The organism is Serratia sp. ASV30, from assembly GCF_016428815.1.
Classification (GTDB): Bacteria; Pseudomonadota; Gammaproteobacteria; order Enterobacterales; family Enterobacteriaceae; genus Chania; species Chania fonticola_C.
Map to the genome: position 1 here is coordinate 47,999 of NZ_JAELTL010000013.1, position 24,348 is coordinate 72,346.

General features: G+C 56.3%; 20 protein-coding genes. 10 read left to right on the forward strand and 10 right to left on the reverse strand.

Annotated features, from left to right (window positions below; genetic code table 11):
• Positions 1 to 3 precede the first annotated feature (3 nt).
• Positions 4 to 1,212: an isochorismate synthase gene (locus tag JHD74_RS08265; RefSeq protein WP_199062370.1), complete on the reverse strand. Its 1,209-nt coding sequence runs from the start codon at positions 1,210 to 1,212 to the stop codon at positions 4 to 6.
• Positions 1,213 to 1,406: 194 nt separating this feature from the next.
• On the opposite strand from JHD74_RS08265, the gene fepB reads away from it, so the two are divergent.
• The gene (fepB, locus tag JHD74_RS08270; protein WP_081375791.1) at positions 1,407 to 2,366 is read left to right on the forward strand and encodes a Fe2+-enterobactin ABC transporter substrate-binding protein; all 960 of its coding nucleotides are present in this window, start codon (positions 1,407 to 1,409) and stop codon (positions 2,364 to 2,366) included.
• Here fepB and entS read toward each other — a convergent pair.
• Positions 2,353 to 3,621 (reverse strand): enterobactin transporter EntS, encoded by a 1,269-nt coding sequence (entS, locus tag JHD74_RS08275; RefSeq protein WP_024527138.1) that lies wholly within the window; start codon positions 3,619 to 3,621, stop codon positions 2,353 to 2,355. The two genes, fepB and entS, sit on opposite strands and share 14 nt — an antisense overlap.
• A 159-nt stretch (positions 3,622 to 3,780) precedes the next feature.
• Between entS and fepD the strand changes: the two genes are divergently transcribed.
• The 3 genes from fepD to JHD74_RS08290 are packed head-to-tail and all read left to right on the forward strand — an operon-like array spanning position 3,781 to position 6,678.
• Positions 3,781 to 4,854, forward strand: a complete 1,074-nt coding sequence (gene fepD, locus JHD74_RS08280; protein WP_199062372.1) for a Fe(3+)-siderophore ABC transporter permease — start codon at positions 3,781 to 3,783, stop codon at positions 4,852 to 4,854.
• 1 nt (position 4,855) lies between these two features.
• A complete protein-coding gene (fepG, locus tag JHD74_RS08285) occupies positions 4,856 to 5,881 on the forward strand; it encodes an iron-enterobactin ABC transporter permease (RefSeq protein WP_199062373.1) in 1,026 nt (341 codons plus the stop codon).
• Positions 5,878 to 6,678: an ATP-binding cassette domain-containing protein gene (locus JHD74_RS08290; protein WP_199062374.1), complete on the forward strand. Its 801-nt coding sequence runs from the start codon at positions 5,878 to 5,880 to the stop codon at positions 6,676 to 6,678. The genes fepG and JHD74_RS08290 overlap by 4 nt, the downstream gene beginning before the upstream one ends.
• 151 nt (positions 6,679 to 6,829) lie before the next feature.
• Here the strand turns inward: JHD74_RS08290 and JHD74_RS08295 are convergent, their stop codons facing one another.
• The 5 genes from JHD74_RS08295 to fes form a co-directional block, all read right to left on the reverse strand.
• On the reverse strand, positions 6,830 to 8,251 hold the full coding sequence (locus JHD74_RS08295) for an FKBP-type peptidyl-prolyl cis-trans isomerase N-terminal domain-containing protein (protein WP_024527134.1): 1,422 nt from the start codon (positions 8,249 to 8,251) through the stop codon (positions 6,830 to 6,832).
• Positions 8,248 to 8,679, reverse strand: a complete 432-nt coding sequence (locus tag JHD74_RS08300) for a hypothetical protein (protein ID WP_199062375.1) — start codon at positions 8,677 to 8,679, stop codon at positions 8,248 to 8,250. The genes JHD74_RS08295 and JHD74_RS08300 overlap by 4 nt, the downstream gene beginning before the upstream one ends.
• Positions 8,680 to 8,930: 251 nt before the next feature.
• Entirely contained in the window at positions 8,931 to 12,878 is a 3,948-nt protein-coding gene (locus tag JHD74_RS08305) for an enterobactin synthase subunit F (protein ID WP_370592614.1), read from the reverse strand.
• Between the two features lie 41 nt (positions 12,879 to 12,919).
• Entirely contained in the window at positions 12,920 to 13,126 is a 207-nt protein-coding gene (locus JHD74_RS08310; RefSeq protein ID WP_024527131.1) for an MbtH family NRPS accessory protein, read from the reverse strand.
• A 10-nt stretch (positions 13,127 to 13,136) separates the two neighbouring features.
• Positions 13,137 to 14,489, reverse strand: a complete 1,353-nt coding sequence (gene fes / locus JHD74_RS08315; protein ID WP_071784391.1) for an enterochelin esterase — start codon at positions 14,487 to 14,489, stop codon at positions 13,137 to 13,139.
• A 307-nt stretch (positions 14,490 to 14,796) separates the two neighbouring features.
• On the opposite strand from fes, the gene JHD74_RS08320 reads away from it, so the two are divergent.
• The 3 genes from JHD74_RS08320 to JHD74_RS08330 all read left to right on the forward strand — a co-directional run bounded on the left by JHD74_RS08320 (position 14,797) and on the right by JHD74_RS08330 (position 18,254).
• The gene (locus tag JHD74_RS08320) at positions 14,797 to 17,079 is read left to right on the forward strand and encodes a TonB-dependent siderophore receptor (protein ID WP_074031480.1); all 2,283 of its coding nucleotides are present in this window, start codon (positions 14,797 to 14,799) and stop codon (positions 17,077 to 17,079) included.
• Between the two features lie 125 nt (positions 17,080 to 17,204).
• Complete coding sequence (locus JHD74_RS08325; RefSeq protein ID WP_199062376.1) at positions 17,205 to 17,753, forward strand: nucleotidyltransferase family protein; 549 nt, start codon at positions 17,205 to 17,207, stop codon at positions 17,751 to 17,753.
• A 51-nt stretch (positions 17,754 to 17,804) separates the two neighbouring features.
• Complete coding sequence (locus JHD74_RS08330) at positions 17,805 to 18,254, forward strand: FlxA-like family protein (protein ID WP_074031479.1); 450 nt, start codon at positions 17,805 to 17,807, stop codon at positions 18,252 to 18,254.
• A gap of 38 nt (positions 18,255 to 18,292) precedes the next feature.
• Here the strand turns inward: JHD74_RS08330 and JHD74_RS08335 are convergent, their stop codons facing one another.
• From JHD74_RS08335 to zipA, 3 genes are all read right to left on the reverse strand, one after another.
• Complete coding sequence (locus JHD74_RS08335) at positions 18,293 to 18,508, reverse strand: DUF3820 family protein (RefSeq protein ID WP_021178683.1); 216 nt, start codon at positions 18,506 to 18,508, stop codon at positions 18,293 to 18,295.
• Positions 18,508 to 20,529: an NAD-dependent DNA ligase LigA gene (gene ligA / locus JHD74_RS08340; RefSeq protein ID WP_074031478.1), complete on the reverse strand. Its 2,022-nt coding sequence runs from the start codon at positions 20,527 to 20,529 to the stop codon at positions 18,508 to 18,510. The genes JHD74_RS08335 and ligA overlap by 1 nt, the downstream gene beginning before the upstream one ends.
• A gap of 77 nt (positions 20,530 to 20,606) precedes the next feature.
• The gene (gene zipA, locus JHD74_RS08345) at positions 20,607 to 21,563 is read right to left on the reverse strand and encodes a cell division protein ZipA (protein WP_024527125.1); all 957 of its coding nucleotides are present in this window, start codon (positions 21,561 to 21,563) and stop codon (positions 20,607 to 20,609) included.
• A 222-nt stretch (positions 21,564 to 21,785) separates the two neighbouring features.
• Between zipA and cysZ the strand changes: the two genes are divergently transcribed.
• From cysZ to ptsH, 3 genes are all read left to right on the forward strand, one after another.
• Positions 21,786 to 22,547, forward strand: a complete 762-nt coding sequence (cysZ, locus tag JHD74_RS08350) for a sulfate transporter CysZ (RefSeq protein WP_074031477.1) — start codon at positions 21,786 to 21,788, stop codon at positions 22,545 to 22,547.
• A 156-nt stretch (positions 22,548 to 22,703) separates the two neighbouring features.
• A complete protein-coding gene (gene cysK / locus JHD74_RS08355) occupies positions 22,704 to 23,672 on the forward strand; it encodes a cysteine synthase A (RefSeq protein ID WP_199062377.1) in 969 nt (322 codons plus the stop codon).
• A 402-nt stretch (positions 23,673 to 24,074) separates the two neighbouring features.
• Positions 24,075 to 24,332 (forward strand): phosphocarrier protein Hpr, encoded by a 258-nt coding sequence (gene ptsH / locus JHD74_RS08360; protein ID WP_024484477.1) that lies wholly within the window; start codon positions 24,075 to 24,077, stop codon positions 24,330 to 24,332.
• Positions 24,333 to 24,348: the final 16 nt, after the last annotated feature.

Below are 24,348 nucleotides of genomic sequence, written 5' to 3' on the forward strand. Positions count from 1 at the left end.
TCTCTATCCTTGATTAAGGCCAAACGCACGCAGAATGGTGCTGAGCTTGGTACCGGTTTCGTGCCATTCGGACTGCGGGGAAGAGTCCTGCACGATGCCCGCACCGGCAAACAGGCGTACCTGATTCCCCTTGACGGTGCCGCAACGGATGGTGACGACCCATTCTCCGTTACCCTCGGCGTCACACCAGCCGACGATGCCGCCAAACAGCTGCCGGTCAAACGGCTCAAGCTGTTCGATAAGATCGCGCGCTACCAGTGTTGGGGTACCGCATAATGCCGGCGTCGGGTGCAACAGGCAGGCCAGCGACAGGGCATTCTCTGCCCGATCGGCCACTTCACCGTCGATTGGCGTCGAAAGATGCCATAACGTGGTGGTGCTGAGCAGTTCAGGGGTTGCGGGAATATGCAAATGACTGCAACGCCCGGCCAAGACCTGGCGCATACCTTCGGTCACGATCTGGTGTTCATAACGGTCTTTGCCTGAAACCAACAGCTGTTCGCTGACGGCCCGATCCCGCTGCGGATCGCTTTCGCGCCGAGCCGATCCCGCCAGCGGGTTGGAATGGAACTGGTCGCCAAATTTACGCAGCAGCAGCTCCGGGCTGGCTCCCACCAATGCCCCCTCTGCCAGCGGCACGTGGAAATGGAAGCCGTGCGGATTCTGGGCAATGATGCGTGTCATCAACGCTGCGTGGTCTACCGGCTTGCTGGTTTCAATGTCCAACAGGCGGGCGAGCACCACCTTATCCAATCGATCACCACTAGTTGCCTGTACGGCATCGCTAACCATCTGCATAAACTGCGGCTGCGCTGGCAACTCGGTTTGGCGGACAATCTCAGGGATCGATCCAGCAGCAGGTGCCAAACTGGCCTGCAAGGTTTCACGATCGAACCATTGCGTCTGTTGTGGGATAAACAGTGACGAGGGTTGACGAGTGTCAAAAGGGATCGCGCCGCACAGCAGCGGATCCTTGATACCTGCCTTGCGAGCCTGCGCAAAGGCCTGCTGTATCGCCTGCTGGAATTGGCCCTGCAGGTCATCGCCATCAACCGCTGGCAAGGTGATGCGGGCAAAGCATCCCTGGGTGCTCAGACTGCGAAAAGGCGAGGTAAAAAAGAAACCTGAAGTCGGGGATATTGTGGCGGCCTGTGCCAGATCTACACCCTGTTGCAGGTCCTTTTGCGCAGCGCCCTTAACGGCTACGTCCATAGGTACTTCCTCTTGTTTCATTAACAATAACCAATATAATAATGATTATCATTTGTATTGCATCCGCGATAAAGTACCTGCCAGAACTAGCCATGTCAATAAACGTAACCTCTTCTGCTAACCCACATTAAGGGGTAAACTTGGTGGTTTCTGACCAATGAATGATAATCATTCGAATTAAAAGGATCTCACCGATGTCAATTCCCCTGCGGCTCAGCCTGGCGCTGTTTGGCCTGCTGGCGTTGAGCGTGGCCCAGGCCGAGACTCAAGCTTGGCCTCGCAGTATCGAAACCTCGCACGGCGTTATCACCCTTAACCACCCCCCACAGCGCATCGTTTCCACCAGCGTGACGGTTACCGGTACGCTGTTGGCGATCGACGCCCCAGTGATCGCCAGCGGAGCAACCAGCCCAAACAACCGGCTGTCGGATCGGCAGGGCTTTTTCCACCAGTGGGGAGAGATTGCGGCCAAACGCGGAGTGAAGCGGTTATATATTGGTGAACCCAACGCCGAGGCGATCGCCGGTGAGGCACCTGACCTGATTGTAATGTCCGCTACCGGGGCCGATTCTGCGGTGCGCCTGTACGATCAACTGTCGGCCATCGCTCCGGTGCTGGTGGTGAACTATGACGATAAAAGCTGGCAAGAACTGGCCAACATCCTCGGCGTAGCAACCGGTCACGAAGCACAAGCGGAGAAGATCGTCAGCGAGTTTGATCGCCGTGAGAAAACGCTGAAACAGCAGATGACATTGCCACCCCAGCCCATAACGGCACTGGTGTTTCGCAGCGATGGCAAGAATGCCAACCTGTGGACCGCCGACTCATCACAAGGGCAACTGCTGCAGCAGCTAGGCTTTACCCTGGCCACCTTGCCGCCCAAACTCAATGCCAGCACCAGCCAAGGGGCGCGGAAAGACATCGTCCAACTCGGCGGTGAAAACCTGGCAGAAGGCTTGAATGGCCAAACGTTGCTGTTATTCGCCAATGACGAAAGCGACGTACAGCGGCTGATGAGCAACAGTTTCCTGGCCCATCTGCCCGCGGTGGAGAACAAGCGGGTTTATGCCCTGGGGAACGACACCTTCCGGCTGGATTATTACAGCGCCAGCAACTTGCTGACGCGTCTGGAAAAGCTGTTTATTTCTCCGTAGTCGCAGTGGCGGGTTGGAGTTTATCGCTCTGCCCGCCCATGCTCACGTTGCGTAGGCCACGCATGGCAAACGCCAGCACCACAGCCAGCAGCGCCGCACCGAAACCGAAGCTGGTCGAACTCATCGCTGGCAGCATAAATGCCCCCATCGCGCCGAGCAGCAAGGCTCCAAGCGCATCCCCCACTACGTTTTGAGCGGTCCACAGGCCGTTAATCCGGCCCAGAAACGCGTCCGGCGTCAGGTTCTGTATCAGGCCATATTGCAGTAGCGAGTTCAGCGCGCTGAGGTAGCCAAACACCACCAGGCATAACAGCGCCATGCCGTACCAAGGCATCAGGCCAAACAACCCCACGGCCACGAAAGCCGCTATCGCCGTTATCAGCATCATCCAGCCTGGCCGTGCCATCTGGGCCACCCGGCCACTGGTAAATGCGCCAATCGCCGCCCCTAGTGGCACCGCCGCATACATGATCCCCAAACTCTGAGTGGTAACCTGCCACATGCCCGAGATAGCTGGATATAACACGCGCACCGCACTGGCCATGGTCATCAACGCACCAATCAGCGCCACCATGCCAATCACCTTGTTCTGGAACAGGAAGGTGAAGCCGCCGATCAACGCCCGCAGCGGGTGTTCACGGGGCTGCGGCGGAGGTGGTAACTGGGGCAGTTTTAATAGCGGGATCAAAGTGATCAACGTTCCCAAGGCCGCCAGCGCATAGTTCCAACTGATACCCGCCCCGGCGATCACCAGCCCGCCGATAGCGGGAGACAGGATCGACCCAAAGCGCACGGTCAGCATGCTGATGGCCCCGGCCTGTACGATATTCTCACGGCCAACAATGGCCGGTGTCGCCGCCAGCAACGCCGTTACGCCTACCGCACCAAAAAATCCGTCCCACACTGCGAGAAGATAAATGGCCGTCAATGAAGGTGAAGGTAGCGCAGCATTGAGGCACAGCCCCAAAAAACCCACACCGCAGGTTGAGCGCGCAAACAGGATCAGGCGACGGCGTTCATAACGATCGGCCAACACGCCGCCCATCAGCAAACCGGCAAACATTCCGCTGCCCGCCAGGGTCACCGACAGCCCGACCAACAAGGTTGAGCCGGTTAACGCCTGGATCTGCACCGGAATGGCGATCGCCATCAGGCCCAATGCCAGGATCGAAATAAAACGGGCGCAGAATACGGCACGAAAAGCGGGGTTGGTCCTAAGCAGGCCAAAATCGAGCAAAATAGAGGGTTTATTCATCTGGTTATCACCACAACTTATATCCTTGATCTTCCACAAACAACGACACGATATTCGATAGGCTCGGTGCTAGTGCTGGTTAGGCTGCCATGCTACCATAGATAAATACAATCAATAATGATAATAGATATCATTGATATTCAGTTAAAATGGGCTGTCATGTTCCGGCTTACACCTAATTGTTCTCCTCCGCTTCCTGACCGCAGGGGCATACTGTTTCTGGGGTTATCCCGCTCCTTCTGGCAGCGCCTGTTTGGCCTGCTGTGCGCCTTTGCCGTGCTGCTGTTGGTAATGATGCTCAGCCTATCGCTGGGGGCTAAATCCATTCCTTTCAGTAACGTCGTTGCCGCTCTGAGCGGCCAATGCAGCGGCGCAGACTGCGTCATCATTACAGAAGCACGCCTGCCACGCACCCTGATCGGCGTATTGGCTGGCATTGCACTTGGGCTGGCTGGCGCGCTGATGCAAACCCTCACCCGCAACCCACTGGCAGACCCTGGCATCTTAGGAGTTAACTCCGGAGCAGGTTTCGCCGTAGTGTTGGGCATAACTTTCTTTGGTGCGACCAACGTCAGCCAATATCTGTGGTTCGCCTTTGCCGGGGCGCTGTTTGCCTCGCTGTTGGTGGCGCTGGTAGGCGCATTGGGCGGCAGCCGCGTTAATCCTGTGCGACTGACGCTGGCCGGGGTAGCGCTGGCCGCTGTGCTGGAAGGGATGACCACCGGCATCGCTCTGCTCAATCCTTTGGTGTTCGATCAGCTGCGTTTTTGGCAGGCTGGCACACTGGACATTCAGAATATGGCGGTAGTACGTGCCGTAGCATTGCCAATCCTGCTGGGTACGCTGATCACCCTGTGGCTTAGCAAGGCGTTGAACAGCTTAAGCATGGGGAGTGAGCTTGCAGCGGCGCTCGGCACCGGGATTATCCGCACTCAACTGCTTGGCCTGTTAGCTATAACGCTGCTGTGTGGCGGAGCTACCGCCGCCGTTGGTCCTATTGCCTTTGTCGGACTGATGATGCCCCACATTGCCCGGCGGTTAGCAGGTTCCGAATTAAGCTGGATGCTGCCCTGGACGCTGGTTTTAACGCCGATCCTGCTGCTGAGCGCTGATTTATTGGGGCGCTTTCTGGTTGCGGGGGAACTGCGGGTCTCCATCGTACTTTCCCTGATTGGTGCACCAATGTTGATTATGCTGGTGCGCCAGCGTCGTATGTTCCGGCGAGGAGGATAAGATGAGCCTGTTGGTTTCCCGCCAAATCCTCGCCAGAAAGCCATTTCGGCTGGCACGTCCAATGGCAACTGCCCTGCTGTTGTTGCTCACCTGCCTTGCGCTGGCGGTTTATGCCCTCGGTTCTGGTACCTTGCAGCTCAGCGCTGCGCAGGTGATCGACGCGTTACTCGGCGAAGGCCCGACCAATCTTGCGGTGATCGTCACCCAGTGGCGTTTGCCACGTGTGGCCATGGCTTTACTGTTGGGGGCAGCGCTCGGCCTCAGCGGTGCGATTTTCCAGTCACTGTTGCGTAACCCGCTCGGCAGCCCTGACGTGATTGGTTTCAATACGGGAGCCTATAGCGGCGTACTGGTCGCCATCGTGCTGTTTAACAGCAGCGTTATCGGCATTACCTCTGGGGCGTTGGCCGGTGGCCTGCTTACCGCCGGGGTGGTTTATCTGTTGGCCTGGAGCAACGGGGTAGAAACCTTCCGCCTGATCATTGTCGGGATTGCCGTTCGTGCCCTGCTGCTGGCCGCCAATACCTGGATGATCATCAGCGCCTCATTGGAAGCATCCATGACAGCTGGGCTGTGGAACGCCGGTTCCCTCAACGGCATCACCTGGGCGAAAAGCCTGCCGGTGCTGGCGGTACTGCTGCTGGCGTTACTGGTATTGCTGACGTTGACAAGACGTATGCGGTTGCTGGAAATGGGGGATGACACCGCCTGCGCACTCGGCGTTGGGGTTGAACGCTCCCGGCTGCTGTTGCTGCTGGTCGGAGTGATACTAACCGCTGCCGCCACCGCCGTGGCCGGGCCGATTTCCTTTATTGCTCTGGTCGCCCCGCAAATTGCCCGCCGCCTGTGCGCCAATCAGAACGTCTTGCTGCTCACCGCGCTGACCGGTGCCCTATTATTGCTGGCGGCCGATGTGGCAGCGCAGCGCCTGTTTATGCCTTATCAGTTGCCGGTCGGTGTGTTGACCGTCAGCATCGGTGGCATCTATCTGATTTGGTTACTTATCCGTGAGTCACGAAAAAAATGAATGCTGAAACCCCGTTAACCGCACCGCTGCGTGCCGAAAACCTGACGCTGAGCTACGACAAGAAAATCGTCGCACGCGATCTTTCAGTGTCTATTCCTCATGGCGAACTGACGGTCATAATCGGGCCAAACGCCTGCGGTAAATCCACTTTGCTGCGCACCCTCAGCCGCCTGATGCAACCCCAGGCGGGCTCGGTGTGGCTGAATGGCCGACAAATCCGGGAATATCCCACCAAGGAAGTCGCACGCCAACTGGGCCTGTTACCACAAAGCTCAATTGCCCCAGGCGATATCACGGTGTTCGATCTGGTTGCCCGTGGCCGCTACCCTCATCAGAGCCTTTTCAGCCGCTGGCGCGAAGAAGATCAGCAGGCAGTGGAACAGGCCATGCGCTCAACCGGCGTGGCACAGTTGGCCGATCAACCCGTCGATACCCTTTCCGGTGGGCAACGCCAGCGGGTGTGGATCGCCATGGTGTTGGCCCAGCAAACGCCGCTGCTGCTGCTGGATGAGCCGACCACCTGGCTGGACATCACTCACCAAATCGATCTGTTGGAGCTGTTGCGCCAATTGAACCGGGTGAATCATTACACGCTGGTGGTGGTGCTACACGATCTCAACCATGCCTGCCGCTATGCCACCCATCTGATCGCCATGCGCGACGGCAAAGTGGTGGCCGAGGGCTCGCCAAAAGACATTATTACGCCAGAATTGATCGAGGAGGTTTACGGGCTGAAGTGCGTGATCATCGACGATCCGGTTTCGCATACGCCGCTGGTGGTACCATTGGGGAAATAGCGGCCAGCAAACTCACGATGAAAATCAGACCACCGGCTGATAGCCGATGGCTCTACTGACAGATCATCACCGTGAGCGCGAGAGCCCTCTAACTAACTTTGGCCACCCAAGGTTGGAAGCCTTTACGCAGGCAGCCACAGCCGTGCTCCATTTACTTGGCAGGTGCGACATCCAAGACCGTGACGTTATAGACCATGGTCGAACCCGGCAAGATATCAGGGGGCAGGCCTTTATCGCCGTAAGCCAAGCTTGGCGGTACGACCATCGTGATACTGCCGTGATTTTGCAGCTTAGAGATTGCCGTTCTGAATATCGGTGGATAGCTGCTCAGTAACTGGGTGACCGAGGTGCCTGCCGCCTGCATATCCTTGACGACCTTACCGTTGATCAGGCTCTCTTTCACCGCCACGCTGATCATGTTGTTTGCGCCGATAGTCCCCTTTCCGGTCTTATCGATCCGGTAAAAGTAGCCTAAAGCCTCTTTTTTCACCTGTTTTTGCTTGGCAAACTGCTCGATGTAACGTGCCCCTGCCTTTTCGGTGTCCAATTTTTGCTGCTGTGCATTACGTTGCACCAACTTTTCGCTGGCATCCAACGCCTTGTCGATCTGCTCCGGTTGCAGCTTGAGTTTGCCCGCGAAGGTATCTTGCACCCCCGCCAGCGCCAGACGGCTGTCCACTTCAACTCCCTGAGCCGCTCGCTGTTTGAGCAAGGCCAACATATCTTCTGCCAGGGAACTGCCGATGGCATAATCACGGATCTCAAGCTCTGACTTCGGTTCTATGATTTCTCGTGGCTGTGTAGCCAACTGTTGCTGCAGCCGGCTGTTTTCCGCCTGTTGCTGTTCGTTGGCGACTTTCAGCATCGTCAGTTGGTTTTGCAGGCTTTCATCCAGCGCAAGCTGCAAGATGGGTTTAGCTTCAGTTTTCGCCGATAACTCGGCCAACGCCTGTTTCGCTTGCTCGGCCTGTTGACGGCTGTCGTTCAACTCTGCCTGCAACGCCTTGTTTTCCTCACTATTATCGGTGTGTGCTTTGGCCAAGGCAGCCAACTGCTTCTGCAACGCCGAGCTCTGTTGGCGGCTTTGGTCCAGCGCCTGCTGTAGCCTACCGTTTTCGTTGGAGTTCTCACCTTTAGCCGTCGCCGCAGCCACCATATCCTGCTGCATCTGCTCCGTCGCCTGCAGATTCTCCTGCAGGGTCTTTTTCAACTGGCTAACCTCGGCGCGAGCATCTGCATCCTGCTGTGCAGCCTGACGAAGTTGCTGCAGCTCTTGGTCACGTTGGGCAAGGGCAGCATTTAACTGTTTGATTTGCGCTTGCAGGGGCGCTGACTCGCGGGTCTTGGTATTGGTGGAGGGTTTACTCACTTTCCTTTCTGCGGGAGGGCTGATCTCATTCAGTTGTGAAGGGCTCAGCAACAACAACGCCGGAGCCTCACTCTCTTGGCTGGTGATCGCTTCCAAGGCCTGGATGGTGCTGGCCCTGTCATCCTTGAGTTGCTCTGCCCCCAATGCACATCCCACTGGCAACGTCAGGCTCAAGGCTAAACCATACTTTAACCCCAACTTCATTTCACGCTCTCCATTTTGCGGATCAGTCCGTTAAGCAAGTCCTGCCCGATCTGTGCACACAGCTGATTGGTTTTATATTTATACAGTGCGTCTACCGTATTTTTGGTCAATGCGTTCACATCACCGCGTACCCCGCTGTAAAACGAGGCGTTGGCCAGCAGGCTGTCAAAATTGGCCTTCCTGACTGCATAGGTCCGAGGACTAACGGTTTGCAACGCGGCAAGATCGCTCTGACACCTGCTTATAGGCGTCGGTTCTGGCGGGGATGGCGGAGTTTCAACGACAACAGGCGTAGGCTCCGCAGTGGGTGTGACAAACGAGGTGACCGGGCGTTCATTCGCACAGCCAGCCATCAGCAGGACATTGCCGATGATCAGACAGGCAATCAGTGGCTGCCGGTATCCACGGGTTTTCTGAAGCTGTTTCAAATTTTATTCCTTCCTGACTGGATAATGTCCGTCACCGCTGCCCGTGCGCACGCGGATCGCCTCCATTGGCGGGCAATATTGCTATTGCCCGGTTGGGATGATAAGACAGGTCATACTTGGTGGCAACAGCAACAGGGCAAGTGCCGCGTTAGATCTCCTGCCACTTATCGCAGACACTCCACCAGGAAATGTTTTTCAGCGAGAACGGCTCACTGTCGTTTTTAACCTGCTGTTTGCACATGGCATTACAGTTACAGTGCCCGCAACACCCGGTTCAACAAGGGGCCCAATACCTTGAACGAAGCCGGTGAAACGATATCCACATGCGCACAATCCAGTTCAAACACCTGCAACGCGTCGACATATTCCGCCCAGGTGTGCTGCACATCCATGCCTGCTTGCAAGGTGCGCTTGGCCACAAACAGCGTCGCTTGCCCCTGGAAATGCGCCGTATGGGTGTGTGACAACAGCCTGACCGAATCCGCGTAGTTGGCTTCGATATTGTCAAACATCGCGACCCGCGCCTCGCCCAACGCCGGATCGAGCGTATCTTCTGATACCGCCAGGAACTGCTCACGCTCGCGCTGTACCTCTTTGAGCACGTTGTCGTCCAGCATCACGTCCCAGTTCTGAGTTTCCGGCGGATAGGTATCCAGCAAGCCAAGGAAAGCCACCTCCTCCCCACGCGCCTGCAAACGCGCTGCGATACCTTGAGCCAACGTTCCCCCCAAAGAGTAACCGATAAAGTGATACGGGCCGTGTGGCTGTACCTGTAATACCGTGGCCAGATGCGCATCGCAGACCTGATCCATATCCTCACCCAGTGCCAGAGGACCCTCCGGCCGTGGAGACTGGATACCCACCAACGACCAATGCTGATCGATATAACGCGGCAGCACGCTGAACTGCCAGGAGAAACCGGAAGCCGGGTGCAGACAGAACAGCGTTGGGCCTTCGGTAACGCGCAGCGGCAGCACGCTGTCGAAACCGCATTGGTCGGCCTCTTCCTGCGTACGTTCTTCCGCCAGCAACTGAGCCAGTTGCTCCACTTTTGAAGCGACCATCACCTGACCAACCGACACCGCTTTACCCAGATCGCGCCGCAACTCGGCGGCCAGGCGCATCGCCAGCAATGAATGCCCACCCAGGGCAAAGAAATCGTCATCGGCAAATACCTGCTCGCGCTGAAGCAAACGGGCGAAAACGGCAGCAATCTCGCTTTCCAACCCGGGTTGCGGCTCACGCCCGGCCTTTCCCCCCCCGGTTTGCGGCTGTGGCAAGGCTTTGCGATCGAGCTTGCCGTTAGCACTAAGCGGCAACTCGGCCATTTCAACCAGGGCGATCGGCACCATATGCGGCGGCAAGCGATCGGCTAGCGCGGCACGTAGGGCTTCGCTATCCAGATGTACGCCGGGCTGTGGGACCAGGTAACCCACCAGTTGCCGGGCATCGCCGCCCATCGTATCGACAACCGTGCCCTCCAATACCAAGGCATGAGCCACCGCCTGACGTACGCCCGGCAATGACAGCAAGGCGTGGTCGATCTCACTGAGTTCTATCCGCTGACCGCGAATTTTCAGCTGATCGTCACTGCGCCCCAGATATTCTACCGAGCCGTCTGGCAGCCAACGGGCAACATCACCGGTGCGATACATCCGGCCACCGTTGCCCTGCGGATCGGCGACGAAGCGGCTGGCGGTAAGATCCGGCCTGGCCAGATAACCATGAGCCAGTTGCACGCCTGTCAGATAAAGATCGCCAGCTACGCCCGGCGGTACAGGGCGTAAGCGCGCGTCGAGAATGCGTAAACCGGTATTCCACACTGGCAGACCAATAGGGATGTTAGCGCCGGTGACAGCAGCGAGGGCGTCACCAAAGGCCGGATGCCAGGTCACATCCACCGCCGCCTCGGTAGGGCCGTAAAGGTTATGCAACGGCACCTGAGTGCGGCTCTGCCACAAGCGGCACAACTCTGCCGGTAATGCTTCACCGCTACAGAACACCTGACGCAGTGGCTGGCAATGGGCGATGGCGGTTGTGCTGTCCAAGGCACCGACAAAGGCCGCCAACATCGAAGGAACAAAGTGCATGGTAGTGACTTTATGCCGATCGATCAGCGCTTGCAGTTGTTGAGGATCGCGGTGCGCCTCCGGCGGTGCCATCACTAACTGCGCGCCCACCATCAATGGCCAGAAGAATTCCCACACCGAGACGTCAAAGCTGCACGGCGTTTTTTGCAGCACCACATCATCTGCCGCCAGCGGGTACTGATGCTGCATCCACAGTAAACGGTTAACGATGGCCTGATGCCCAACCAACACGCCCTTTGGCCGCCCGGTTGAGCCGGATGTGAAGATGATATAGGCCGGATGATGCGGCGTCGGGCCTTGGATCGCACTCGGTGCAGCGGCGGTAGCTACCAGTGGTGCATCGTATAACAGCACTTCCCCCTGCCCCACAAAACGAGCCTGTTGGGAGGCATCGGTGATAATCAGACGTGGGGCTGCGTCTTCCAGCATCATGCTGAGGCGCTCATCTGGATAGCCGGTATCCAGTGGTAAATAGGCCGCCCCCGCTTCCACAATCGCCATTAACGCCAGCGACAGGAAGACAGAACGCGGCAATGCCACGGCCACGATGTCGCCCGGTTGCACACCCTGATCCACCAAACGCTGGGCCAGAGCGATCACCTGTTCGCGAGTTTCGCGGTAGTTAAACCGATGGTGTTCATCTGCCAGCGCCGGGGCATTCGGGGTTTTATTCGCCTGCTCGACCAGCAGACCACTAAGGGTCTGGGCTGCCACCGGATAAGCGGTGTCATTCACCTTGGCCAGCAGTGCGTGATCTTTTTCACTCAGCAAATCGGCTTCGCTCACCGGCAATGTCGGTTGGGCCGCAAACTGCCGCAGCAACAGCGGCAAGCGCTGTAAGTGCTCCGTCAATTCGGCCAACTGATAACGCTCGGCATTGGCCAATAGCTCAATCTTCAGCGTGCCCACCTCGTCGATAAACAAGGCGATTTCCAAATCACGCACCGGGCCAGAAGCCAGATCGTGAGTGATCCCTTTGATACCAGCAAAATCGAGCTGGTAGTCGAACATCTTGAAGTTGAAGACGGTGCCATACAACGGCTGGCTGTCGCCAATACGCCCCAGATCACGCTGTACCTGTTCGGCATCATAGCGCTGATGGCGGCGGGCAAACTTCAGTTCACGGCTGATTTGCGCGGCGATATCGGCAAGCGTAGCCTGCGGCGCGACGTGCATCTCCACCGGCAACACGTTAATCACTGGCCCGGTGGCACAAAGCGCAGCCGAGCCCATGCGGCGCATAAAAATAAACCCGGCGCTGTAGCGGGTTTGCCCTGTCAGACGAGCCACCCACACGGCCACCAGCGCCATCGCCATATCGGCAGCGCTGAGCTGTTGTTGCTGGCCTACGCTGACCAGTGGTGCAAGATCCTGCGCGGCACAGAACTGTGCCAAGCGGTGAATACGCGTCGAGGGTGCCTGCCCGGCCAACGGTTGCGGGCATAGGGTGGCTGGCATGGGCAACTGCCGTGCCTTGTTCAACCAAAAATCGGCATCACGCTGATAACCAGGGGATTGCTGGTATTGCTGATATTCCGCCACCACATCGCTAAAAGGCGTGAACGGCGTCGGTTCCGGCTGCTCATGCTGACATAGGCGGGTATAAATATTGGCGATACGGCGGGCAATGGCGGTAAAGCTGAAGCCATCGACCACCAGATGATGGTAACGCTGATACCAGAACCAGCGATCGTCGGCCAGACGCATCAGGATATGGCGATACAGCGGTTTGCCGCTGCTCACTCGTAATTCAGCACCAAGGTCGATCTGCATCAACGCGTGGGCCGCCGCCTCTGCATCCGCCGAGTCGCTTAAATCAATCCATTCCGGCGCAGCCAACGGCATCGTGGCGTCGTAATACTGCATTGGCACACCATCACGCTCGACGAAACGCAGCCGTAAGGTATCCACTTCAGCCAGGCCCAGTGAGATCGCCTGTAACAGGTGGTCTTTATCCAGCGGGCCGTTCAGTTCGATATAATGAGCAACCGCATAGGCATTGCCGTACGGTGAAATTTGATCGGCAACCCAAATACCGGGCTGCGCGGCCACCAATGGCAACTCAACGGTCACCTGTTGCCCTGTGGGTAAAATAGAGGTTTCTGACACGACGTTCGCTCCTGTTGTCGGTTCTTGCTGCTGCGTCTCCATCACGCCTTACGCAGTGATGCGGACCGCATATCCTGCCAATTCTGTTCTAGCCAGTTGACGCAGTGCTCCCGGGACGCCGGGCCAAAAACGCTGACCCAACCAGTCGGGATGGCGCTGAAATCCGGCCACAGGCTGTAAAACAGCTCTTCATTACGCAGGACGTAGCAAACTTGCTGCTCGTCATCGAACGGGTTTAAGGTTTCCATTACTTGCTCCTTAAGCATGAAGAGGGTTGGCGGACGGCTTCAATGCGGCACGGAGGTTGACCAACTCCGACCAATGCGCTTGTAGACCATCGAGTAAGCCACCACGCCAGCACAGCGCATCGTGCCCGCCCTCCACTAGCCGATATTGCACCTGATGCCCGGTTGCGTTTAACAGGGCCGCCATGCGGTCATTCACCCGGTGGACCAGCTTTTCATGCGCCCCAGCCTCTAAAAACACCTTCAGCTTGCCGCGCGCACCCAACTGCCGCTCTTCTACCTGGCGGATCAACCAGCAGGCATCCTCCGGCACGGTGGGGAGCTGCAACATATCGCGGCGTGGCCACCAGAAAGAGCCCGATTGGCTGATGGTGGCACCAAAATATTCCGGCCAGCGCAGGCCAGCATAGAGCGACCCCAAGCCCCCAAAGCTTTGCCCTGCAACTACGGTATTGGCAGCCTCACGGCTGTGCGGTGCCCAGTCGGCCAATTGCGGTAATAACTCTTCCTGTAGGGCCAACCAAAACTCATCGTTGCAGGTCAGTTCCCGTGCGCGGTGTTGCTGGTCGATCACGTCGATCAGCAGGTAGACCGCCTCCGGCAGTTGGCCAGTACGCGTCAGTTGCATCAGCGGATCCCAGACCGGCATCTGATTGGCCCAGAATTGGCCGTCCAGCAAAATAGCCAATGGCCGCGCCGCCGGGTTACTTTCACCGGTGGAGTAGATCCAGACGTGGCGGGAGGTTCCCAATCGCTGACTATGCCAGGTATGCCGTTGCAGTTTGGCTGGAGGTGCAGGCGTACAGCGGCCGCTGGTCACGGCATAGTTGTCAAAGTCCCGCCAGGCCGGCTGTTGGGGAGCCTGTGGCATATGCAGGCCAGAAAGAGTATGCCCCCCGACTCCAGGCCAGGCGCGGTAAGGATTAAGCAGATCGTGAGTTGCGTTGGCAAACACCTGGTGCCACCAGTGGCGAATAGAAAGCATGTTGGCGTGGGGATTATCCCCCTGAGGTTCGAACGGACGATCCTCCATGCAGGGGATAAAACAGTAGCTACCGCGCCAGTCGCCTTGCAGCTCGGTTTGCCAATACCAGACGTCCGACCCAGTGAGGCGTTGCAGGCTCTGAGGAGGAGAAGCTTGATGATGATCGGTGAGGCAATTGATATGGATCCAGACTCGTTGATAAGCCGAGGTCAGTTCACCGCCCTGAGGATCGCGCCACAAGAACGTTACCTTCCATCGCCCATTATCTAGCGGTTCCACCAAAGGGGTGCCACGCCGGGCGATATCCAGCCACCAACCGTGGCTCCCTGCATGCTTGCTCGCCAAAAACGTACTGCTTGCTGGTTGTTGTTCAGTTTTCAAAACGCCCACTCATTGTGTTGTTGGCAAGGCACGCCGTGCGACTCACCGGTTCCCAAATGCCAAACGGCATAAGGAATACTATTGATAATTATTTGCATTTGCAATAGTGTATACAAGCTTGAAATAGAGCGGGCATTCTTCAACAGGGATGGATGCCGAATTATTGAGCGGGATCTTGCTGCCAGTCAGCCTGGCCTCTGGGTTTCGTTACTATTTTCGACTACACAATAAAACTACAACAAACCGTTCCGTTACCGGTTGTCACACAGCGCCGCATCAGGAAGGGTTGTTAGGTAGGAACCTCAAAATGAATCGGAAGTTATCTCGTTATTCTTTAGCCACACTCATCGGGTTAGGATTGGGCACATCTGCATTTTCCGTTACGGTCAATGCCGAGCAAACGGCCCCCCCCTCAGACAGCGCCGCGCTGGCTGAGAAAAGCAAAAAAGAATCCGCCTCTGAAGATGTCATCGTCGTCACCGCCGCCAAACAAAACCTTCAAGCTCCCGGCGTTTCCACCATCACTGCCGAAGAAATCAAAAGACGCCCTCCCGCTCGTGATATCAATGAGCTGATCCGTACCATGCCGGGGGTCAACCTGACCGGTAACTCCACCAGCGGCCAGCGGGGCAACAACCGCCAACTCGATATTCGTGGTATGGGGCCAGAAAATACCCTGATCCTGATCGACGGCAAACCGGCCAGCAGCCGTAACTCGGTGCGCCAAGGCTGGCGCGGTGAGCGTGATACCCGTGGCGATACCGCCTGGGTGCCGCCGGAGATGATCGAACGTATCGAAGTGCTGCGTGGCCCAGCGGCTGCCCGCTACGGTAACGGCGCGGCAGGTGGCGTGGTCAACATCATCACCAAAAAAGCTGGCCAGGACCTGCACGGTACACTGAACGGTTATTTCAACGTACCGCAGCATAAGGATGAAGGCGCCACCAAGCGTACCGATTTCAGCCTTTCCGGCCCGTTAAGCGATCAGTTGAGCTTCCGTCTGTTCGGTGGCTACAGCAAAACGCAGGCCGACGCCTGGGATATCAACCAAGGGCATCAGTCCGAACGTACCGGCACCTATGCCAATACTCTGCCTGCCGGTCGTGAAGGGGTGGTCGACAAAAATATCGATGCCTTGCTGAGCTGGGAATTCGCCCACCTGCAGACCTTGGATTTCCAGTACGCCTATGGCCGCCAGGGCAACCTGTACGCCGGGGATACCCAGAACACCAACACCAATGCGCTGGTGCAGAGCAACTACGGTAAAGAAACCAACCGAATCTACCGTGAAACTTATGCACTTAACTACCGCGGAGCCTGGGATAACGGTGTCAGCACCAACAACTACGCTCAATTTGAGCGCACACGCAATACCCGTTTAGCTGAAGGGTTGGCCGGGGGCACCGAAGGGATCTTTGCCAACGACAGCTACAATACTATCCAACTGGACAACTTCCTGGCCCACAGTGAAGTCAGTATTCCGTTCGATATGTGGGTGCCGCAAACCGCCACGCTGGGTACCGAGTGGAACCAGCAGAAGATGAAAGATCCTTCTTCAAATACCCAATCGCTGACCGAAGGTGGCCTCATTCCAGGCCTCGATGCCACCAACCGCAGCCCGTATTCTTCAGCCAGAATCTTCTCTCTGTTTGCCGAAAACAACGCCGAGCTGACAGACACCACCATGCTGACCCCGGGCCTGCGTTTTGATCACCATTCCGAAGCCGGTAATAACTGGAGCCCGTCGCTTAACCTGTCCCAAGAAATGGGGGATATGTTCACCCTGAAAATGGGGATCGCCCGTGCCTACAAAGCACCTAACCTGTTCCAGAGCAACGGCAACTATGTGCTTTATAGCCGTGGGCAAGGCTGTGCTGCCAGCGGCGGGGCCTGCTACCTGATCGGTAATGACGACCTCAAAGCGGAGAACAGCATCAACAAAGAGATCGGCCTGGAATTCCACCATGAAGATTGGTTGGCTGGCATCACCTACTTCCGCAACGATTACCGCAACAAGATCGAAGCCGGTTATGCTCCTACGGGCACCACCAACAACGGAAAAACCGATATCTACCGCTGGGAGAACGTGCCGAAAGCCGTGATCCAGGGCCTGGAAGGCACCTTGAATATCCCGGTTAGCGAAACGGTAGCTTGGAACAACAACGCTACCTACATGATTGAAAACAAGAATAAGACTACCGGTGATTACCTGTCGATTATTCCTGAGTTCACCATCAACTCTACCCTGAGTTGGCAAGCCACGCAGGATCTGTCGCTGCAAAGCACCATGACCTGGTATGGCCGTCAGAAGCCGAAAAAGTACAACTACAAGGGTGAGCCGGTGACAGGTTCAGAGAAACGTGAGGTGAGCCCTTATACGGTATTTGGTCTGAGCAGCACCTATGCGGTGACCAAGAACGTTAGCGTAACCGGGGGGATCGACAACCTGTTCGACAAACGTCAGTTCCGCGCAGGTAACGCGCAGACCACGGGTAACGCCGTCACCAATTCCTATATGTACGGTGCCGGGGCGGCAACCTATAACGAACCGGGTCGGACTTACTTTATGAGCCTGAACACCCAGTTCTAAATGTGTGCTACCAAGTCAATCTCAGCGCGGCGCTTATGCCGCGCTTTTTTTTGCCGTTTTCCTCAATCATCCCGATCCCGCTGCTGCCCATTTCGGGTTAGAGTAGCGGTGACAAAGGAGAAATGATGGATCCACAGCAACAAATTATTGATTGGTTACGCCAAGATAGTGAACGTATGCAGGCATTGGCGACCGCCCGGCGGCTCGGGCTGAACGATTGGTGCCTGGGTGCGGGCTTCGTGCGTAATCTGGTGTGGGACCGGCTGCATGGTTTTACGGCCAGCACGCCGCTTAATGATATCGATGTGATCCATTTTGATTCGCGCCATAGCGATGCCGAGCGCGACCAAATGTTGGAGTCGCGCCTGTTGGAGTGGTCAGCACAACCTTGGTCGGTTAAGAATCAGGCGCGTATGCACCTGCGTAGTCACCGCGCGCCCTATCGCGACAGCGAAGACGCCATCAGTTATTGGACGGAGATCGAAACCGCCGTGGGTGCCCGATTGCAGGCCGATGGCAGCATCCAGCTCGTCGCCCCTTTTGGCCTACAGGCGCTGTTCAATCACAGCATCACCTTCAATCCCAAGAGCAACAACCCGGCCGCTTTCGAGCAGCGCGTAGTGGAGAAACAGTGGCTCGAACTCTGGCCACGGCTAAAACTGATGCCAAGGTAAAGTTTTGCCGCGATTTGCCGATACCTTTGGCAAGCTGCCTGGGAGGATCGCATGTCGACCAACATTACCATGATTGTGCCCATCAAGAACCCGATTGCCGGAGTCCGCGAGGTATTCACCGCCACGGGTAAAGGCGGGGCTGCACTGATGTCGGCACCGGTTAACAATGTCCCTGAAGGGGAGAAATCCAAGAAAACTGATAATGATGCGCCAATAACCCCAAAAGATAGCAGCGCGGCGTCACGTATTGCAGCGCTGTATAAGCAGATCCAGAACCTGCAGCAAAAACTGATCGAACTGAAAGACTCGGGTGGCGACACTCAAGAGATCGAACAGCAAAAACAGCTGATCATGAGCCAGATTGAAATGCTCCAGGCTGAGATCGCGCGCATTCAGAAACAAGAAATGGAAAAACAGCAGCAAGAGCAGATGGCCAAAGCCATGAGCGGTGATGGGGTTAACCGCCCGACCGACGCCAACGCCGTGGACGTTTATATCTAGACGATAAAGGGGCGCAACATGGCGTTACGCCCATCGACTCAGCTTTTCTTCAGGGGTTTGATCAGGTGATCCAACCCTTCAATTTTAATCGCCAACGTCATTTCCATCAGCATTCCCAGTCTGCCGTTGGGGAATTCGCCCTTACGAGCGAACCACAGCAGATACTCTTCCGGCAGGTCAATCAGCACCCTGCCCTGGTATTTGCCAAAAGGCATCACGGTGTTGGCGATTTCAATCAGGTTCTCTTTTTCCATCAGGCCCCCAGCAGGCGGATCATCTCTGCCTCGTCGATCACCTCGATCCCCAGTTCCTGTGCCTTGACCAGCTTGGAGCCAGCAGCTTCACCGGCGATCACCAGATCGGTTTTCTTGGATACGCTGCCACTGACCTTGGCCCCCAGCGCCGTCAGCCGATCTTTGGCTTCATCACGGGAAAGCTGGCTGAGAGAACCGGTCAGCACCACGGTTTTACCGGCAAACGGGCTGTCGATTTCTTCAGCTACCACCACGATCGGAGCAGGCCAGTTAATGCCGATTTCTGGACTAGTCAGCTCGGCGATCACCTGTTGGTTATGGGCTTCGGCAAAGAAGTTCACCACATGGCTGGCCACCACTTCGCCCACGTCCGGTACCTGTTTCAACGCATCCAGGTCGGCCTCTTGCAGCTTCTCCAACGAGCCAAAGTGCGCTGCCAGACCGGCTGCTGTAGCCTCACCCACTTCCCTAATACCCAACGCATACAGGAAGCGCGCAAAGGTAGTTTGTTTGGCGGTGGTCAAGGCATTGACCAGATTCTGTGCCGATTTTGGCCCCATGCGATCCAGCCCGGTAAGAAGACCGGCGGAAAGACGGAACAGATCGGCTGGCGTTTTGACATATTCCTTATCGACCAGTTGTTCGATAATTTTATCGCCCATGCCGTCAACGTCCATCGCCCGGCGGGAAACGAAGTGCTTCAGCGCCTCTTTACGTTGGGCACCGCAGATCAGCCCGCCGGTGCAGCGCGCAATGGCTTCGCCTTCCACTCGTTCCACATCCGAACCGCACACCGGGCAATGCTGTGGGAATACCACTTCACGCGCGTCCTGCGGGCGACGATCTTCGATCACCCCGACCACTTTCGGGATCACATCCCCGGCACGGCGCACGATCACCGTATCGCCGATGCGCAGGCCAAGGCGTTCGATTTCATCGGCATTATGCAGCGTGGCATTACTGACTATCACCCCGGCCACCAATACTGGCTCAAGACGTGCGACCGGCGTAATCGCACCGGTACGCCCGACCTGGAATTCCACTTCACGCACCACGGTGAGCTGCTCTTGCGCCGGGAACTTGAATGCCGTAGCCCAGCGCGGTGCACGAGCAACAAAGCCCAGAGATTCTTGCAGATCGATATCGTCGATCTTCACCACCACGCCGTCGATATCAAAGCCAAGATTGATGCGGTCCTGTTCTACCTGACGATAAAACGCCAGCACCTCATCGCTACCGGTACAGAGCTTAACGCGATCGCTCACCGGCAAGCCCCAGGCTTTAAACTGCATCAAGCGTTGCCAATGGCTGCGTGGCAATTCGCCCCCTTCCAGCAGGCCAACACCGTAGCAGAAGAAGGTCAGCGGGCGCTTGGCAGTGATACGCGGATCAAGCTGACGCAACGAGCCCGCCGCCGCGTTACGCGGGTTGGCGAAGATTTTGCCGTCTTTGCGGCGCGCCTCTTCGTTCATCTGCTCAAAGCCGGCATGCGGCATAAAGACTTCGCCACGCACTTCCACCCTGCGCGGAATATTGTCGCCAGTCAGGCGCAGCGGGATGGCGCGGATAGTGCGCACATTAGAGGTGATATTTTCCCCGGTGGTGCCATCACCACGCGTGGAGGCACGCACCAGCTCGCCATCTTCATACAGTAGGCTGACGGCCAACCCGTCCAGCTTCAGCTCACAGCAGAAGGTCAGCGGCTCGCTGCTTTTGAGGCGATCCTGCACGCGCTTGTAAAACGCCAGATAGCTTTCTTCATCAAAGACGTTGTCCAACGACAGCATCGGCACTTCATGCCGCACCTGATCAAACGCCGCCAAAGGGGCGGCCCCGACGCGCTGCGTCGGCGAATCGGCGGTGATCAGCTCAGGATGGGCCTCTTCCAGCTCACGCAGCTCACGCATCAGGCGATCGTATTCCGCATCCGGGATCTCCGGCGCATCGAGTACGTGATACTGATATTCGTGATGGCGCAATGAGGTGCGTAGTTGATTGATTGTTTCGTTAATCGATGCCATGGCTCACCATCAAAGATAAAAAACCCCCGGCTGGCGGGGGTTCTGGATTACGGATTATGCAGTGCGCAGGCAACCGGTCAGGCGTTGTTTTCCAACACTTCGCGGATACGTGCTTTATAGGTTTCCAGCTTTTGCGGGGTCATCATGCGGCGCTCATCGTCAAGCACCACGCCACCCACATCGTCGGCAATACGTTGTGCCGATTGCAGCATCAGCTTGAAGTTCTGATTAGCGTCGCCGTAAGACGGCACCATCATAAACATCGAGACGCCCTGCGTGGAGAAATCGGACATCATTTCCGGATCGAATGAGCCAGGCTTGACCATATTGGCCAGGCTGAACAGCACGGGACCACTACCTGCCGGGCTGATATGGCGATGGAAGATATTCATCTGGCCAAATTGGAAACCCGCCTGCAACACGCTCTGCAGCAAGACTTCCCCCCCGATAACGCCACCTTGATGAGCAGCGACGTGCAGCACCAATACGGTTTCCTGCAATTTTGCCGGTTTCAACGATTCCGGCGCGGGCTGCGGTTCAGGCACAGGCTCTGCATGTTGGAAAGCAGGCTCTGGCGCAGGAGCGGTAGCCGGAGGCATATCGTCAACGCGCGGCTCACGACGCACAACAGGTTGCTGCGGCTCTTCGTCCTCGTCCTGGGCATAGTTATCCAGCAGGATGTCATCATACTCCGGCCGCTGAGAAAGCGGCGCGGGCTGGGCTGGCCGAGACGCAGGTTGAGCTGCTGGAGCTGGCCTTGGTGCAATTACCGGCTCTTCGCGTGCGACATCGATATGGCCCATTGATGGCTCATCCTCAACTTCAGCGCGAGTGGCACGGATACGTACCTCTCCCACGCTTTCGGCAGGATCATCAAGTGGAGTAGGTTCACGCTCGTTTTTCGAGCGTTTGGCTGGGCGATCGCGAAAAAGGGACGAGCGTTCCTTACGGCTGGTCCAAAGACCATGTAATAACAACGCTATTATGGCGATCGCGCCAACAACGATTAATATCAGACGCAAATCCTGCATCATTGCTATCTCTGTTGTTCCAAGACATTGCCACCGCGGCAAACATTCACTCTTTAACTCTATTTGCCCGCAGGCACAAGTGCAAGTCCGTGCTGAACTTTATGCCAATAAAGATGATTATCCGGCATTTTTTTGCTGTTTTTTCAGCCAATGTGGCTCTAGCCAGTGGAAAATCAACCCTATATGATAGGTTAGCCTGTTTAGCCAAAGAGAAAATCTTAAGATATGTCCTATGTTCCTCCCCCTGTCGGACCCACCAACGGCTTCCATTATTTTGCCCAAGGATGGCGCCTGATTTCGCGCCCGGGTATTAAACGCTATGTCGTCTTGCCGTTGCTGGTGAACGTGCTGCTGATGGGTTCTGCCTTCTGGTGGCTGTTCAGCCAACTGGGCGACTGGATCCCGAGCATGATGAGCCATGTGCCAAGCTGGCTACAGTGGCTGAGTTATTTACTCTGGCCGATGGCGGTCATTTCCGTGCTGTTGGTGTTCAGTTACCTGTTCAGCACCATCACCAACCTGATCGCCGCCCCGTTTTGCGGACTGTTGGCGGAACAGCTCGAAGGCAGCCTGACTGGCAAACCGTTGCCGGATACCGGTATGCTCGGCGTGGTCAAAGATCTGCCGCGCATCATGTCCCGTGAATGGCGCAAACTGATGTATTACCTGCCGCGCGCGCTGGGCCTGCTGTTACTCTATTTTATACCGGGCATCGGCCAAACGTTGGCACCGGTGCTGTGGTTCCTGTTCAGCGCCTGGATGCTGGCCATTCAATACTGCGATTATCCATTTGATAACCGCAAGGTCAGCTTCGCCGAGATGCGCCAGGCGTTGCGCCAGCACAAAACCGACAACCTGCAGTTTGGCGCGTTGGTCAGCCTGTTCACCATGATCCCCATCCTCAATCTGGTGATCCTGCCGGTGGCGGTCTGCGGTGCCACGGCGATGTGGGTAGACCGTTATCGTGCACAATTTGTTCGTCACTAACGGCTTTATTTGAGGGCGCTTCTTGCGCCCTTGCTATTGTGATTAAAACTTATTCTCTAATAACATATCGATATACCAATTCTTTACTTCCCTGCCGAGACCGTTAGCGTATGCTTTCGATGTTCCCTACATTTCATAGAGTTATAAGGACGGGCCATGAGCAAGATTTACCAAGACAACTCATTAACAATCGGCCATACGCCGCTGGTTCGTCTGAACCGTATCGGCAACGGACGCATTCTCGCCAAGGTTGAATCTCGCAACCCGAGCTTCAGCGTCAAATGCCGCATCGGTGCCAATATGATTTGGGATGCTGAAAAACGTGGCATTCTTAGCGCAGGCAAAGAACTGGTGGAGCCAACCAGTGGCAACACCGGTATCGCCCTGGCGTTTGTCGCCGCGGCACGGGGCTACAAGCTCACGCTGACCATGCCGGAAACCATGAGCATCGAACGTCGTAAACTGCTCAAGGCGCTGGGTGCCAATCTGGTGCTGACCGAAGGTGCCAAAGGCATGAAAGGGGCGATCGCCAAGGCCGAAGAGATTGTGGCCACCGATCCGAATCGCTACATCCTGCTGCAACAGTTCAGCAACCCGGCCAACCCGGAAATCCACGAACAAACCACCGGCCCGGAAATCTGGGAAGATACCGATGGCGAGGTCGATGTCTTTATCGCGGGCGTCGGCACTGGCGGTACGCTGACCGGCGTCAGCCGCTTTATCAAGAACACCAAGGGCAAAGCCATCACCACAGTGGCGGTTGAACCGACCGACTCACCGGTCATCAGCCAGGCGTTGGCAGGCCAGGAAATCAAACCCGGTCCGCACAAAATCCAGGGCATCGGTGCCGGTTTCATTCCTGGCAACCTGGATCTGAGCCTGGTTGACCGCGTCGAGCAGATCACCAACGACGAAGCCATCAGCATGGCACGCCGTCTGATGGAAGAAGAAGGTATCCTGGCCGGGATTTCTTCCGGTGCCGCCGTGGCGGCCGCCGTCAAACTTTCCGAAGAAGCCGACTTTACCGACAAGACAATTGTGGTTATTCTGCCTTCTTCAGGTGAGCGCTACTTGAGCACCGCTTTGTTTGCCGATCTGTTCACCGAACAGGAACTGCAGCAATAGCGCAAACAGTGCACAAATAGCTAAAAAAGCACCTATTCAGGTGCTTTTTTTGTGGACTGGATCAAAGTTTACACCACTCAACGATTGATTTTCGCCGCTGGCTTTAGTATTTAACCGGTCAATTATTTCGATGCGCAAAATTAATCACCTTCCTGCCATTGTTTGAGCTGAATCGATTTACTCATTTGTCGCTCAAGCGAAAAACACGGCATAATGGGGAGCTGATTGAAACAACGCCAGATGCTCGGATTTTTTGATCTGAAATGCTTAAAGCGTCGTTTTATGTTGCATCAACGCTCGCCCCTGTACCATAGTCAGGCGCTAACCAGACAAGCTAAAATCACGCCGTTAGGCTAAACTTTAGCTCCACAACCTTAAATCCGATAAGTTGGGGAAACATCAATGTTCCAGCAAGAAGTGACTATCACCGCTCCGAATGGTCTGCACACTCGCCCTGCCGCTCAGTTCGTAAAAGAAGCCAAAGGCTTCACGTCTGACATCACCGTGACTTCCAACGGCAAGAGCGCTAGCGCCAAAAGCCTGTTTAAGCTGCAAACTCTGGGCCTGACCCAAGGAACAGTAGTCACCATCGAAGCCGTTGGTGAAGACGAGCAGAAAGCCGTTGAGCACTTGGTAAAACTGATGGCAGAGCTTGAGTAATCGGCCCGTCTTTTTA